7 protein-coding genes and 1 pseudogene are annotated in these 15765 nt (G+C 58.5%); 1 reads left to right on the top strand and 7 read right to left on the bottom strand.

What is annotated here, in order from left to right:
- Positions 1–7 precede the first annotated feature (7 nt).
- Positions 8–2059, bottom strand: coding sequence for an AsmA family protein (locus AC007G_RS14665; protein ID WP_032698593.1), 2052 nt, complete (start codon positions 2057–2059; stop codon positions 8–10).
- 194 nt (positions 2060–2253) lie between these two features.
- Between AC007G_RS14665 and kdgK the strand changes: the two genes are divergently transcribed.
- Positions 2254–3183: a 2-dehydro-3-deoxygluconokinase gene (gene kdgK / locus AC007G_RS14660; protein ID WP_032697076.1), complete on the top strand. Its 930-nt coding sequence runs from the start codon at positions 2254–2256 to the stop codon at positions 3181–3183.
- A gap of 167 nt (positions 3184–3350) precedes the next feature.
- On the opposite strand, the gene AC007G_RS14655 is transcribed toward kdgK, so the two are convergent.
- The 6 genes and pseudogenes from AC007G_RS14655 to bcsB all read right to left on the bottom strand — a co-directional run bounded on the left by AC007G_RS14655 (position 3351) and on the right by bcsB (position 15758).
- Positions 3351–4844, bottom strand: coding sequence for a M16 family metallopeptidase (locus AC007G_RS14655; RefSeq protein WP_064385336.1), 1494 nt, complete (start codon positions 4842–4844; stop codon positions 3351–3353).
- Between the two features lie 220 nt (positions 4845–5064).
- Positions 5065–6351, bottom strand: a pseudogene (locus AC007G_RS14650) (dicarboxylate/amino acid:cation symporter).
- 157 nt (positions 6352–6508) lie between these two features.
- A complete protein-coding gene (hmsP, locus tag AC007G_RS14645; protein ID WP_047663560.1) occupies positions 6509–8518 on the bottom strand; it encodes a biofilm formation regulator HmsP in 2010 nt (669 codons plus the stop codon).
- 308 nt (positions 8519–8826) lie between these two features.
- Positions 8827–12306 (bottom strand): cellulose synthase complex outer membrane protein BcsC, encoded by a 3480-nt coding sequence (bcsC, locus tag AC007G_RS14640; RefSeq protein ID WP_142630286.1) that lies wholly within the window; start codon positions 12304–12306, stop codon positions 8827–8829.
- A complete protein-coding gene (gene bcsZ / locus AC007G_RS14635) occupies positions 12288–13397 on the bottom strand; it encodes a cellulose synthase complex periplasmic endoglucanase BcsZ (protein WP_047663562.1) in 1110 nt (369 codons plus the stop codon). The genes bcsC and bcsZ overlap by 19 nt, the downstream gene beginning before the upstream one ends.
- A gap of 3 nt (positions 13398–13400) precedes the next feature.
- Positions 13401–15758, bottom strand: a complete 2358-nt coding sequence (bcsB, locus tag AC007G_RS14630) for a cellulose biosynthesis cyclic di-GMP-binding regulatory protein BcsB (RefSeq protein WP_142630284.1) — start codon at positions 15756–15758, stop codon at positions 13401–13403.
- Positions 15759–15765: the final 7 nt, after the last annotated feature.

The raw sequence follows: 15765 nt of genomic DNA, 5'->3' as shown, positions 1-15765 counted from the left end.
CATTCGTTTACTTTTTCATCTGCGATAAAATCGCCCGGCACTGATTGGCATCCCCTTCCGCAGGCGATACCAGCGCCAGCAGGGCCGCCGCCGGCGTGACTAATGTCGCCAGCGCCGCCGCTACCGCGCCGCGCGCGATCAACGGCCCGGCCTTCACCCCGGCATTCGGCGATTGAAAGGTCCCGCGCACGTACAGCGGAGAGCGTAGGGTAATAATACGCAACCCCTTACTCTCCGGATCAATGGTCAGGTCGAGCTGTTCCGAAGCAAAGCTGGCGGTGCCGGTCACGTTAATCAGCGCATTTTCGGTATCAAAGGCAAAAATCTGCGGCCGCGCCACGCCGTTAGTCACATTGATATTTGCCGCCGCGCAGTTCACCCGGACCTCATCATCGCCAAATATCTGCCCGATAACATAGTTACCCACGTTCAGACCGAGGATTTCCATCAGGTTACGGCTAATCAGACCGTCGTTCATCAGCAGCTTCAGATTGCCGTTGCTGTTGCCCAGCAGCGCCGCCACCGAATTGCCGCTCCCGCGCAGCTGTACGTCGCCATTCATCTCCCCGAGCGTCTTCTGCATCATTTCGACTTTCGGCATCAGCGCCTTCAGCTTCAGACGCCGCGCCTGCAGGTTGGCTTCCCCCTGCAATGGTTTCTTATTGCCCTGCAGATGGAGGCTGCCGGCAATTGTGCCGTTCGCCAGGCCAAAGCGCAGCGGCTGCAGGCGCAGGTCACCTCGTTCCAGGATCACATGGGTGGAAAGGTCGCTAACCGGCAAAGTGCCGCCGTGCTCAATCCGCCCGCCTTTAAAGCGCACATCGGCGTCCATCAGCTGCCATTTATCGGTATCAAAGCGATCGTACGGTAACACTTTCCCCGCAGGCTGCGCTGAAGCTGCGCCTTTACGTTGCTCGCCTCCGGCGGTTTTTGTGCCTGTATTCACGCCAATGAGCGGGCCGAGATCCGCCAGCCGTAGCTGTCGTGAAGCGACATCGCCCTCCAGCTTCGGTCGCGGTTTGCCGGTGCTGTAGGTCAAGGAACCGTGGATATCACTCTCGCCAATACGGCCGTTAAAATCACGATAGGCGAAACGCGCGCCTTTCGGATCCTGAAAAGTGGCGCGCAGATGGCCGTCGGTCGAGAAGGCCGGCGTATCCGGCAGCACCACCCCGGTCAGCTCGTACAGATCCCGCAGCGAGGCCCCGGAGAACTTCAAACGCAGATCCACGCCCCCGAGATTGAGGGGATCGCTGACCGTGCCGCTAAAGGCGACCCGGGTGTTGCCGGAGCGAAAGTCCCCCTGCAGCGGGAACGGCTCCCCCTCGCTGCGCAGCGCCAACATGCCGCCGATTTTACCGTCGCCCTGGAGCGGCTGCCCGTTATAGGTCCCCTTGGCCTGCAGGCCAAAAATATAGTCTCCGGCTTTTGCCGACCCCTCTTTGTCCTTCTCGCCGCTCACCTCGCTGAAGGGCAGCGGCTTGCCGAGCGGATCGACCAGGATCGTGATATCCGCGCGCGTCACCTTGTCATCAATGGCTATCCGTCCGCGATCGAACAGAATATTATCCAGGCGGAAAGACCAGCCGGAAGAGGCGGGCCGTTCGGTGGACGCGGCATCGGAGGCCAGGGTAAAGGTCCAGTTATTATTTTTTTCCGACAGCCGAATCAGGCGGGCATCGGGCTGTTCCAGCTTAATCCACGGCAGGTAAACGGTTCTGGTAAGCAACGCCAGCGGCGCCAGGGTGGCTTCAACGCGCGGCAGATGTACCATGGTGACCTGAGGGATCGCCGGCGGGTTGCCGAGAACAATATCTTCGGCATGGATGTGCGGCCAGGGGATCCAGCGCCGCCAGCCGCTCTCGCCTGGCTGGCGCTCCCAGACAATGCCGAGGTCGCCGCGAATCGCAAACGGTCGATTCAGCTCGGCTGAGACCTTCTGGTTGATCGTCGGTTTCAGGCGATTCCAGTCAAAGGTCGCCAGCACGATGAAAAACAGAACGATCGCTACGAGTATCGTTCCCGAGATAATGGCAATCGTTTTACGGGTTCTGGTCATCCCCTCTCCGCTCCTTTTGCGTCTCGTCAGTTCTGAATATAGTTGAAAAGCACATCTTTCTCTGACAAATGCGCTTTTCGTCACATTCCACGCGTCAGGTCAAAAAAATAATGGAACATTGTTTTAATATAATTGACCATAAAAACGGCGCGGCGCACACTCGCGCTTATTCGATTCCATCTCAGGTCATGATTATGTCTAAAAAAATTGCCGTCATTGGCGAATGTATGATTGAGCTGTCAGAGAAAAACGCGGCGGTAAACCGCGGATTTGGCGGCGATACCTTAAACACTTCCGTCTATATTGCGCGCCAGACCGATGCCAGCGCACTCGCCGTCCACTACGTTACCGCGCTAGGTACCGATGGATTCAGCCAGCAGATGCTGGATGCCTGGCAGCAGGAGAAGGTCCACACCAACCTGATTCAACGGATGGCCGACCGCTTACCCGGTCTGTACTACATCGAAACCGACGATACCGGCGAGCGGACGTTTTATTACTGGCGTAACGAGGCAGCGGCAAAATTCTGGCTGGAGAGCGAGCAGGCTGCCGCAATCTGTGAAGAGCTGGCCACCTTTGACTATCTCTATCTCAGCGGAATCAGCCTGGCCATCCTCAGCCCGACCAGCCGCGACAAGCTGCTGACGCTGCTGCGCGAATGTCGCGCTAACGGCGGGAAGGTCATTTTTGATAATAACTACCGCCCGCGCCTGTGGGCCAGCCAGGAAGAGACCCGCCAGGTCTATCAACAGATGCTGGCCTGCACCGATATCGCCTTCCTGACGCTGGATGACGAAGATGCGCTATGGGGTGAAAAGCCGGTCGATGAAGTCATTGCCCGCACTCATGCCGCGGGCGTGCAAGAGGTGGTGGTGAAGCGGGGCGCGGATTCATGCCTGGTGGCGATCGCCGGCCAGCCGCTGCTGGACGTACCGGCCGTGAAGCTGGCAAAAGAGTGCGTAGTGGATACCACCGCGGCAGGCGATTCGTTTAGCGCCGGTTATCTAGCGGTGCGCCTGACCGGCGGCGATGCGGAGTCTGCCGCCAGACGCGGCCACCTGACGGCCAGCACGGTCATTCAGTATCGTGGGGCGATTATCCCGCGCGACGCGATGCCGCAGTAGTCCCGGCCGGGCGATCGCACCGCCGTTCGCCAACATCTACCCCGCTCGCGCGGCGTTTAGCGGGGCTACGATCGGTGCCGTATGTAATCTGTAGCCCGGGCAAGGGGTTTACCCCGCCGCCCGGGAACTTCCCGGTCACGCAATGCAGACCGGAGATAGCCGCTGATTTACTGCGCAGGAGGAATATCCGAGGCGTCGTTATGCGCTTCAGCCGCGCCGCCGCTGGTTGCCGCAGCCGGGACTGGCATCATCAGCCTTTCCCATGTCGCCTTCAGATCCTTCATATTGTATTCCGGCTCACCCTGCGGTTGTTGCAGTACCAGCGCCATATCCTGCGACAGCTGCTGGCGCAGATACTGATTCAGCATATCCACGGTCAGAGAGTCCAGAAACTCCTGACGCAGCTTCTGATACTGCTCCGGCGCGATATCCACCACCTGGTTTTGCAACGAGCGGATACGCTGGCTAATCAGAATGTCGGTATCGGTGCGCGCGTAGGTGGCAAACAGCTTCTGCAGCTCCAGGTTTTTCTGCGCAATCAGCGCATCAAACTCTTCTTCCGGCAAGCCGTTATCGCGTACCTTCGCCAGTTCGCGGGAGACTGCGGTCAGGTTTGCGTTGAGTTTATTGCCCGGTGATTCAATATTAATGGCGCACTGCGCGCGCTGATACAGCACCCGACAATCAAAGCCGAGGTTAACGTCTTTGGCATTGCTCCTGCTCAGGCTCTGTTGCACATGCCAGAACAGCGCCTCACGCGCCAGATCGTCACGCCAGTAGCGCTGCAGAGCCACAGAGTCGCGAATCGGCTGCCACGGGGAATCCCACATGATCGACAGCTTATCCTGACGCACCGTTTTGGTCATGATGCTCACCGGCGTCGTCGGGAGCGGCGCCAGCGTCGGCACCGCCGCCGGCGTTTCGCGTTTGCCTTTCAGCTCACCGAAGGTCTTGTTGATCTGCTCCGCCACGCTGCGGCTATCGACGTTACCCACCACGATCAGCGTCATGGCATCCGGGGTATACCATTTCTGATAGAACGCCTTCAGCTGAGCAATATCGACCGGTTTTTTCAACGGGGTGCCCGGATCATGTCCCAGCATCGTGGAACCTTTCAGACGATAGCGCCACCAGCCATCTTTGGTGTCCAGCGGCCAGGTCGCCACCATGTCATCCCCCTGCAGGGCATGATTCACCGATTCCGGCGTCACGACCAGCTTTCCGCTGGCATCCGACAGCCAGTTCAACGCCTCTTTCAGCAGATCATTGCGGTTATTCGGCAGGCTGAGATTAAACATGGTGTAGCTATACGAGACGATCGCGGGCGGCATCGGACGATTGGGGTCGATGCTTTGTTGCCATAGCGAACGCGCCTGCATTGTCGGCAGACTGCCGCTCTGCGTCAGCGCCAGACGAGGAATAAAGTGGCTAAAGCCGCTCTGCTGAGTGCTCTCACTCAGCGAGCCAATATTTACGAACAGACGGACTTCAATACGATCGCTAGGACGCTGCGGCGTGGCTAAAACCTGCCACTGAAGTCCATTCGCGAGAGTCCCCTGTTGCCAGGCCGGGTCCGGCTGGAGCGCTTCTGCTTGCACATAACCGGCTGCTGCCATCATCAGCAAACCACCCGTTAACAGTCGAATTTTTGTGCCCTGCATGTGAACCCCTGATGAACATTCCTGGTTACAAAAGCAACCCGCGCGCGGGCTGCCAAAAAATATGGTGAACGAAGTACGTCGGTTAGACCACGCGGAGATGAAAATGTCGCACGGAGACGTAAAATAATCATTTCGTATCATTCCCCTGCTGCGGGGAATGATACCTAATTATGCGCAGGAGCCCGGAGTCCAGCAAGGACAACGGGCCTAACAGAAGGATTTAAGAGGATAATTCGTGCGATTTGTTGGTTGGCTCGCGGTTATTCAGGACATCATCCAGCTGCTGGCTGTCCAGTTCTTTCACCCATTTTGCCACCACGATAGTCGCCACACCGTTACCCACCAGGTTGGTCAACGCGCGTGCTTCAGACATAAAACGGTCAATCCCCAGGATTAGCGCCAGACCGGCGACCGGCAAATGCCCTACCGCAGAAATCGTTGCCGCCAGAACGATAAAGCCGCTCCCCGTCACCCCCGCCGCTCCTTTGGAGGAGAGCAACAGCACGACCAGCAGGGTAATCTGATGGAAAATATCCATATGACTGTTCGTCGCCTGAGCAATAAAGACCGCCGCCATCGTCAGATAGATCGAGGTCCCGTCGAGGTTAAAGGAGTAGCCGGTTGGAATCACCAGCCCCACGACCGATTTACGACAGCCCAGCTTCTCCATCTTGTCCAGCATACGCGGCAGCGCCGATTCGGACGAAGAGGTCCCAAGGACAATCAGCAGCTCTTCACGGATGTAGCGGATGAACTTGAAAATGCTAAACCCGGTCACGCGGGCAATAGAACCCAGTACCACCACCACGAACAGGATACAGGTGATATAGAAGCAGACGATCAGCTGACCCAGTTGCACCAGGGTGCCGACACCGTATTTCCCGATGGTGAAGGCCATGGCCCCGAAAGCACCGATTGGCGCAAGGCGCATAATCATGTTGATGATGCCGAAGATCACCTAAGAGAAACTTTCGATGACGTTAAAAATGAGCTGGCCTTTGCTCCCGAGGCGATGCAGCGCAAAGCCAAACAGCACGGCAAACATCAGTACCTGAAGGATGTTGCCGCTGGCAAAGGCGCCGATGACGCTGCCGGGGATGATATCCAGCAGGAAGGCGACAATCCCCTGTTCTTTCGCCTGCTCGGCGTAGACCGCCACCGCATGGGCATCCAGGGTCGCCGGGTCGACGTTCATTCCGGCGCCGGGTTGCACCACGTTAACAATAATCAGGCCGATAATCAGCGCCGCGGTACTGACCACTTCGAAATAGAGTAGCGCCACCGCACCGGTACGGCCGACGGCTTTCATACTTTCCATCCCGGCAATACCGGTCACAACCGTACAGAAAATGACCGGCGCGATAACCATTTTTATCAGTTTAACGAAGGCATCGCCGAGAGGTTTCATCTGCGCGCCCAGTTCCGGGTAGAAATGGCCCAGCAGAATACCGATCGCAATGGCCGACAAAACCTGCACATAGAGGCTTTTGAAGAGAGAGGTTTTCATAGGGTGTCCTTTGGGTAAAACCACAGACCTTGAAGGGGTATAGGCTGTCTGTGGCTTAAAAGTAACACCAGGGAAACATTTCAGAAATAACTAACCGCAAAAATGCAACGGAATTGTTAAAAACTTTGAGCTGACACGCACAAGTTCACCACGCGCGTTACAAGCTTGCACCCTCTTCATTCTTGCCTCGCAAGAACTGCGTCATAAAGGCCTCCTGCGACAAAGCGCAACCAAACAGGAACCCCTGAACGACATCCACGCCGGCCGCCTGCAACCAGTGATACTGCGGCTCTTTTTCTACCCCTTCCGCCACGATGCGCAGATTAAGGCCGCGCGCCAGCTGGATAATCGCCGGAACCATGCTGGTATCCTCGGGCAACATATCAATAAAGGCTTTATCGATTTTCAGGATATCGACCGGCAGCGATTTCATATGCTGGAGCTGACGCAGCCCGGCATAGCCCATACCGAAATCATCCAGCGCGATCCGCACGCCGGCCTCACGTAGCGGGCGCAGCAGCGACACCACCGTCTGCGGGTCGTCCAGATGACGGCTTTCCGTAATCTCCAGCACCAGCGTCCCAGGCGCAATGCGATAGCGATCCAGTAACGTCAGCATCTCGGTACCACGATCGTGGTGCAGCAGCTGCAGCAGCGAAACGTTCACCGACAGCGGCAACATGATGCCCAGGCTTTGCCATGCGGCCAGCTGACGACAGGCTTCTTCCATCACCCAGTAACCTACCGGCACCATCAGCCCGCAGGCTTCAATGCGTTCAATCAGATCCGCAGGGAGCGACCAGCTACCGTCGGGCTGGCGTTGCCGCAGCAGCACTTCCGCCCCGCAGACCTCACCGCTGGCGGCATCAACCTGGGGCTGAAGCCAGATAGCAAACTGATGATTATCCAGCGCGGTCAGGATGTCGTGCTCTTCCATCAGCCGACGCTGGGCTTTTTCCATCTGCGCCGGATCGAAGAATTCAATCTGGTTTTTACCTTTGTGCCGCGCGGCGATGGCGGCAGAAAATGCCCGACGATAGAGCTGTTCCGCGCTCAGTTCGCCGTTAAACATCGCGATACCCACGCTGGCGCAGGGGCGCAGTTGAATACCCTGTAGCGGCAGCCGTTCATTTATGACAGTGAGCACTTGCTTACTTAATGTCACCGCGTGCCACGGCTCGCTCATTCCGTGGGCCAGAATCGCGAAGTCATAGCCGCTAATCTGAGCCAGCACCATCCGCGACGGGATAATCCCCCGCAGCTTCTCCACCAGCGTCAGCAGCAGGATCTCGCGCTGGGTCTCTTTCAGTACTCCCGCGGTGTCCTGCAATGTTTCGCAGGCGATAACCAGCAAAGCCGAGCTTTGCGGCCGGGCGACGGTCTGCTCCAGCAGGGCCATCAAAAAAGCCTTATTCGGCAGCTCGGATACCGGGAAACGGGTGGACTGTAAGGTCAGCTCATCGTGCTGGCGCAGCAGGGTCTGCTGATTGCGGTTATAGCTGCGCACCAGCAGGCCTATTTCATCGTCATGGTGCAGACGCGGCAGCGTCAGCTGGTGCCCGAGCCGGTCCTGCGGCGCAACATCATTGAGCTCACGGGCCAGCTTACGCAGCGGACGGACGATCAGACGGTTGATACACCATGTGATCGCCACCGTCAGAATAAGCACCAGCAAGAAGTAAGCGGTCACTAACGTAGAAAGCACGCTCATGACGAATTTGTAGGTCTGCCAGGAGTCGGCCTGCAGCACCAGATAGGCTATCGGCTGCGGGTTGGCTGGCCTCTCCAGGGAGTAAATCGGCAGGGAGATCTGTACCGGGAGTTCGAAAATGCGAGTCACCATCACCGGTACCGGGCGCTCCGGGATAAAACGCATCCGCAGCGCCTGAAATTGATTGGGCAACACCACATCCGCCCGGCTGACAATACCAGCAGGCTGGATACGCCCCAGAATGGCTTCCGCCTCAGGGATATCCGCTTTCAGAATAGCCCCCGACAGGGGTTCGCGAACGGAACGAGCGATACTTTCTAATTGCGTGGCCGTAATGAAGCGACTCTGTTGCACAAAGTGAAACAGCAAAATAGAACAAAATACCAATACAAACGCCATGGACACGCCCGCGACCATCGCCATCTGTTTAATTGTAAGTGAGCGGCTGACGCGCAACTGGGTTCTCCACTGATACTTAACACCAACCCGGTTTAATTCCATCAAAACCGGTCGTTTTCGGGATGATTATATACTTAAATCCTTCGCCCGCGTCCGCAAGGGGTGACGTGATGTCTGCGCGTTATTTTCCCGGATTGCCGCTGACCCCTTACCGGAGCCAGGCGACGGCATTGGTCTGTCGCCCCGATAAGCGTAGCGCCAGCGAGGGAAAGACGGCCAGAATTAACAAAGACGGGCGAAGTTTGACGAGTATACGCGAACCGGCGGGTGGAGTGACGCCCGATCGCGTAATTCAGGCTATTCTGCTACCAGTCCGCGTAAGGCACCAGCGGCTGCGGCGGCATATCCATATCACCCTGCCAGCCGGCGGCCGAATAGCGCACGTAGAGCAGCGCATGGCTCGGGGTATAATCCTTCGCCTGTTGAATATCCACCGCCGCCCCCACGAACCAGTTGCCGGTGACACGTCGCTCAACCAGCGCCCGGGCGGTATAACCAAAGCCCTGGCTGCTGCTGCCTTGTTCCGTCAACTGACTGGCATCGGCCCGATAGTCTGAGGGAATCAAATTCAGCAACGGATAGCGCGGCATGGTTTTGGTACGCGAGTGCGACCAGGAGACGGATCCCCCCAGTTCCCATGACCAGTTTTCCGTACGCTGACGCCAGGTGACCGGTACCGCGAACGAAATATACTCCTGCGGGCTATAGTAGCCGCCCTGGCCCAAGGTATAGCCGCTCAGGTCTTTGTCATAATGCCAGAGCATATTGTTCAGGCCCACCGTGACGCGGCGGTTATCTTCATTGATGACTTTATAGTAGTAACCGGTCATCCAGCGCACGCGCCAGTTGTCGGCCACGTTTTTCCCCGTGAGTCGATCGACGCCCAACGAAGACCAGACGCCGTTGGCTTCGCCCTTATCGTAGCTCATGCTCACGCCGCCGCCGTCAGCCCGGACGCCGCCCCAGGTTATCCCGGTATGGCTGCTGCTGTCTTTCTGTCCGCCAAAGGCGAGCAGCGAGCTGGAAACCGGCCGACGATGCATATTGAGGGTGTAGCCGATCGGTCCGAGATCGTTGCTGTAGCTCAGGCCGCCCACCACATCAACCACGTTAAAGCCCATCGGGGTGGTACCGATATCCGCGCTCCAGGTCTCGTTCTTCCAGCCCACCGCAACGCTGGCTCCACCGTCGGTCTGGTTTTTGCTACCGCTGGTGCAGGCAATTTCACCGCAGGTCCCCCAGTTTGGCGAATAGCTGCCGTCGCTGTTCGTTGAGAAGCTGCCGGCATCCATATTGACCAGGTCGGTGCGGAAGAACATGCGTCCGTCGGCAAGCGGCGCATCCACATGCAGCATCGTGGTGTGCGCTTTGAGATCGGAATAGCCGCCGGTGCCGCTGGATCCCCAGAAATCATGTTCCAGGGTGACATTCAGATCCTGCTGGCGATAGAGATCCGCGGCATCGCTGCGGATCCCACGCTTCAGCCAGTCATCGCCGCTGTCGTTACGGGTCAGACGGGTAAAGGCATCGTTATCCTGCGGGCGGACCGGGGTCACGCCGGAGGCCACCATTGCATCTTTATAACTCTCCAGCGCCATCTGCGGCTGGCCGTTCTGGGTCTGGAATCGGGCCGCATCGCGCAGCACCAGCGCGCTTTCCATCGACGGTGGCTGCGCTTTAGCCTGCGGGATAATACGGTTAAAAATTTGCTGCGCCTGGGTTGTATCGCCAAACCCTGCGTTCGCCAGGGCCACCCGCCGCTGCATATTGATGGAGTCGGTCTCACCGCCTTTCAGCTGGCTGACCTGCGCGCGCGCGGCATTTTTATCGCCTTCGGCAAGATAGACTTCCGCCAGTCCCAGACGGGCATCACCGTTGTCAGCCTCTTTACTCAGCACCGCGTTGTACTGCGCAATCGCCGTCTGGCTATCGCCGCGTTGCTGCGCCCAGTCCGCAAGCGTAAGCTGGTAGCGAACCAACGGCGGCTGCTGTTGAATGAGGGCGATAGCCTGTGCTTCCTGGCCGCTGTCACGCAGCTGGTTAGCCTGACGTATCACCTTATCGCTCTGTAGGCGCGCATCCAGCTCACGAATGTTATCCGTCCACTGACTGCGCGGCAGGGCAGCAAGCTGCGCCAGCGCCAGATCGTCCTGATTATTGCCGGATAAATAGAGACCCCAGGCATAAACCCGCTCGGCATCCCCCGGCTTGCGGCTGACCATATTACGCATCAGCGTATCGGCCTGTGCCTGTTCGCCTGCGCTGACTAAATCGCGGGATAAACGGTAGGTAATCCACACGCTATCCGGGTCAAGCGCCAGACGCCGACGCTGGACTTCCGCCGCCTGCGCCCAGTTGCTTTGGCTCTCCAGCGCTGCGGCCTGTTTTTCCAGTCGTTCATTGGTCAGGCTGCGCTCGATATCATCAATGCTGCGCCGCTGGGCAGGCGACAGACCGGCGATATAGGCGCTGGCTTTTTCCGGCGATTGCGCACGATAAAGATTAGCCAACCCGCGAACCGCCAGGTTGTTGCCGCGATCCATCCGCAGGGTGCGCTGATAATAGCGCTCCGCTGCGGCATTATCTTTGCGCGCTGCCGCCACATCTCCGAGCCCGAGCACCGCATAGCTATCGGTACCGTCGACTCGCTGAGCCTGCGCATAATAGTTTTGCGCCCGATCCAGCTCTCCGGCCTTCAGCGCAGTATCGCCCTGTTTGATCAACAACCAGTAGCGGTTCGTCTGGAGCAGGCTGTCCCATTTATCGCGATTCGGGCTTTTCGGATCCATCGCGATCGCTTTGTTCAGCTGTGCGACGGCACGGGCTCTGTCGCCACGCTGCGAATAGGCCTGGCCCAGGGCGCCCACGGCATCGCTGTCCCGGGCATCGGCCCGTATGGCCTGCTGTAAATTGGCCACGGCCTGGGCGGGGTTGTCATTTTTAACCGCCGCCAGCCCTTCAGAACGCACGCGAAACGTCGGATCCTGCAGTTGAGTCTGCTGCTGAGCCAGCAACACGCGGGCATTCGCTGCCGATTCACCGGTTGTAAACAGGGCCAGGAAACGCTGCAGTTCCTGCACGCTGGCCCGGCTGACCGGCATATCTTTGATTTCGCTGAGCCACATATCGGCGGCAGCGCCGCGACCGGCGGCCGAACGCGACATTTGTTCTAAATAGGCAAACCCTTCCGCCGGCTTATTGTCAGCAAACATCTGTTTGGCCAACGCCGCCTGCAGGTCGGCATTGCCCGGAGAGCTGGCATCCAGCTTCTTCAGTTGAGCGACGGCTTCTTTATGTCGCGCCGGGAGACGCGCCACCAGCGCCCAGTATTCAATCGCGAGGGTCTGATCGGGCGGCACGCCGCCGAACAATTTTTCAAAGGCGGCCACGCCCTCTTCTACACGTCCCGATACACCCAGCAGGCGCGCCTGTTGAAGCTCCTGCCTCCCGTCGCCGGTGTTGAGGTTCATTTCGCTACGGGAGGATTTCAGCTCTGCGGAATCGGGGGCCAGTTTTGCCAGCCTGTCGAGCTGTTTTCTGGCGCCGTCGCTGTCGCCCTGGCGCAGCAGATAACGCATTCGCGCGGCAATTAATTGCGGATTATTCGGGTCAATCAGCTCGAGGCGATAGAGGGATTGCTTAACCAGATCTTCACGATGGCTCGCTTCGCCCAGCCGAACCTGCTCCAGCAGATGCTCCTGGGCAGGGGTTGTCGCCGCCTGCGCCACCGGCAGCAGGGCGAGCCCGAGAGACAGCGTGATAATACTTAATCTGAACTTACGCATTCCTGGTCCCAGTCAGGTCGTAATTCGCCACCCGCAGTGAAACGAAAACGATGTTGATCCCATCCCTGGCCAAAAAGAGTCAGGACCGCACTATAGTAGGCATCGGCACCTGGATAGTGGTCTGCGACGCGCTGGCGCTGTATCGCCCGGGCGTCGTCATTTTGTAAAAACGGCAGCATCGACGCGGAAAATCCGACCGGGCCGTTGCCGGTCGTTTTACCGGTTGCGATATTCGCTTTTTCCGGCGGAACGCCCTGGCGAATCGTCTGCGCTTCCATCGGTTTAAAACCAGCCAGCAGTCGCGCTTTCTGTTTATCCCCGTCATCCAGCATCCCGACCCACAGATAGACGCGGATCGCGTCGTAGCTGCCGATTATCGGTTTGTCCGCCTTCAGCTGCCAGCCTTGTCCTTTTTCGTAACGCACCCAGTCAGGGGAAAAACCTTTGGGCGCCGTCTCCAGCAGAAAACGCAGGTTGCTGTCGCGCAGTTTCAGCCAGGGGGCGCCAAAGCGGCTGAAGTAGCTGGCAAGCTGTGGCGGAAGGTAGCTGGGGTTAAAGCGCCAGCCTTTATCGTCGGCAAAGCCAACTTTGCCGGGGAGAACCATGGGTCCGAACCCCGGCACATCCGTCACTTCTTCATCGGCGATACGCGACAAGAGCGCCTTGCCCACCTCGGTGTACTGCGGCATCTGCCACAACCGCCCCGCTTCCAGCAGCGACCAGGCTATCCATAAATCGGAGTCAGACGCGGAGTTGCTGTCCAGCAAGGTCCACTCCTCATCGCTCTTTTTGCCCCACAGCCAGCCCGGCAGGTGCGCACGCAGGTCGCCCGCCGCCAGGTTGTTCTGGGTCCACTGGAACAGCTTGCCGAAAGCGTCGCGATCGTTTGCCGCCAGCGCGAAGAACAAGGCGTAGCTTTGCCCTTCGGAGGTGGTGATTTTTCGCGAATCGGCGGGATCAACCACCCGCCCTTCGCTACTCACATACTCTTTTTTAAATTGCTCCCAGGCCGGCCAGTGGCAGGCGGCGCTCACCTGCGCCGCCGCCAGCATCAGAACCGCCAGGATGACTCCGCGAATCGGGTTCATCATCGCTTACTCATCATCAAGGTGGAGACGACGACGGCTGACAATACGCAGCATGCGCCACAGCACCCAGGCCAGAAGCACAATGCTCACCGCAGCCAGAATCGCCAGCAGCACCGGGTGGCTGGACAGCGCAAACCAGATACGCTCAAACCACGGCAGGTGTCCGACATAATAGACGTCGCCCACGCGCAGGCTGTTCACCCCGGATTCACGAATCACCGACGCGGAACCAAACATCGCCGCCCGCTTACCGCTGTCGTTTAGCGCACCGTTCAGCAGCTCGTTACCGCGCGGACTGTCCGCCAGCAGCGCCACGACGCTGCGTTGATCGTAATACGGCGACTGGAAGCTGATAATGGCCGCCATTGGCCCGGAGGAGGTGATATCCGTGCGCGTATTGGGCGTTCTGGCCTCATCATCCGGATAGATGCTCGGCAGATCGTAATGGCGCATCGGCATCTTCACCCAGCTCTTTGTCGCATCGACCAGCAGGCTAATTTTGGTCTCATCTTTCAGCGCTGCCGGAATCGAGCCAATCAACAGCAGGTCGGCGTCTTTATCCTTAATTTTGTTGCCATCATCGGTGACCTGCACATTGATAGCCGCCAGGCCAGTCTGCGCGCCGATACCGCCAACGGATTCCAGTAGCGTCGCCACCTGGCCCTCAGTCGGGGCGGATGGCACCACAATCAGCGTGTCAGCAAGGTCGGCCATCCGGCTATACGGGAAGCCCGAATTGGCAAACACGCGCAGATCCGGCATGGCAATAAAGTGGTAATACTTCGAGAAGTCGATCGTTGAATCGTCACCGATCACCACGTGGTTCTGCACCGGCTGAAAGGTAATACAGTTATCAATAGAGCCGCCCGGCATCGGGTTCATGTACTGGAAATCAAAACGCAGATGGTTGAGCGCCCCGAGGCGCAGCGCCGGGATACTGACGTTGGTCTTACCGTCCAGCAGCCCCTGCAACACCGGCAGACGCAATATTAATTTATTCACGTCCTGAGAGCTGTTCAGGCTGAAGGATTGCAGGAACTGGTCATTGAGGCTGATATCCATCCGCGAACTGTCTTTGATCGGCGGCATGGTGTAGCGATAGTTCAGCTTCATATCGATGCCGTTGGCGCGCAGCAAATAGAGATCCGGCGGCAAATTCAGCGCCACGTTAATGGAATCTGGCACCAGGCCGCTGGACTGCAGCTGCTGTTCGTAGGTTTTCAGTTCGCCGAAGGTGACTTCACGATCGGTTCGCACCCAGTCCGGCGCATCATAGGGTTTACGCGCCTGCAGCTCTTTGACGTCGTCGACCACGACGCTACTGCCGCGGAACAGAATATTGCCCTGTGCGATCCCCCTGGCGGCCAGCAGCAGATCTTTGTCATCACGGCCAAAGACCACCAGCAGCTTGACGTAAGGGTTGTCCGGATGGTCGATCATTTCGATGGTCGGCGCCTTCACCGGCGGATGTTCGCGCAGGAAGTCCGGGCGCTTATCGTTGGTCGCAAACACGATGGCGTTGCGATCCGGCAGTTTGTTAAACAGTACCGGGAACGCCTGGCCGCGCCAGCCGGCTTTACTGCCGAACCAGGAGGCCACAATCGCCGCCGCCTGCTGCTGCTGCGCATCCGGCGAGGAGGCGAAAACCATCGGCAGCGTCAGCGATCGGTTGTCCCGGGGGTCGTAGAACGGCACCGGGAAATGGGACAGATCGTTACGCACCGCCAGCGCCTGATAGGTCAGGTCCAGGTTGCTGTCACGCCCGACGTCCAGCCATAACGTACTGCTGGCCGGGTTCTCGCACACATCGCGATAATGGCCGACGAACACCAGACGCACGCGGTTAAAGTCGGTGATATACAGAGGATCGATAGGGATCTGCGCGCTGACTTTTTTACCCAGCTGCTCTTTAGTAACCGGCAGGACGCCCATCAGCTCATCATTGAGGTACACCTTCAGCTGCGACTGCACCGGCAGCAGTGAAGGGGACGGCGTATAGTCGAGATTCAGCAGGGCTTTCGTCACAACCTCATCGCTGCGCATACCAAATTCTACCGAGCCGTCGGGATGCGCCCCGCGCAGTACCATGCTGCCCGGAGGCGGGGCGATACTGGCGAAAGAGAGCTTCACGTCGCGGGTCGGAACATTCTCCATGACGACCGCCGGCGCTGGCGGTGCGGCAAGGGTTGCCGTCGGCTGGCTGTCGGCAATGACCGGGGCCGTCAGGCCCCCGTCCAGCGGATCCGTCGCCGCAGGCGCTGGCGCTGCCGCCACGACTGTCGTCGGCGCCGCAAAAGAGGCGAAGGATGACCAACCAGCCATGCCCACTGCCACTGCACAAATCAAGGAGAGTTTTCTTTTCATCGCATTA

It is taken from the genome of Klebsiella sp. CSG-1 (assembly GCF_056521145.1).
This window is presented reverse-complemented; position numbering and strand designations above follow the sequence as displayed.

What these genes read in the sequence shown, in the direction of transcription:
- AC007G_RS14655 (WP_064385336.1), bottom strand. Translation starts at nt 4,844, where the DNA reads ATGCAGGGCACAAAAATTCGACTGTTAACGGGTGGTTTGCTGATGATG.
- bcsB (WP_142630284.1), bottom strand. Translation starts at nt 15,758, where the DNA reads ATGAAAAGAAAACTCTCCTTGATTTGTGCAGTGGCAGTGGGCATGGCT.
- kdgK (WP_032697076.1), top strand. Translation starts at nt 2,254, where the DNA reads ATGTCTAAAAAAATTGCCGTCATTGGCGAATGTATGATTGAGCTGTCA.
- bcsZ (WP_047663562.1), bottom strand. Translation starts at nt 13,397, where the DNA reads ATGATGAACCCGATTCGCGGAGTCATCCTGGCGGTTCTGATGCTGGCG.
- bcsC (WP_142630286.1), bottom strand. Translation starts at nt 12,306, where the DNA reads ATGCGTAAGTTCAGATTAAGTATTATCACGCTGTCTCTCGGGCTCGCC.
- AC007G_RS14665 (WP_032698593.1), bottom strand. Translation starts at nt 2,059, where the DNA reads ATGACCAGAACCCGTAAAACGATTGCCATTATCTCGGGAACGATACTC.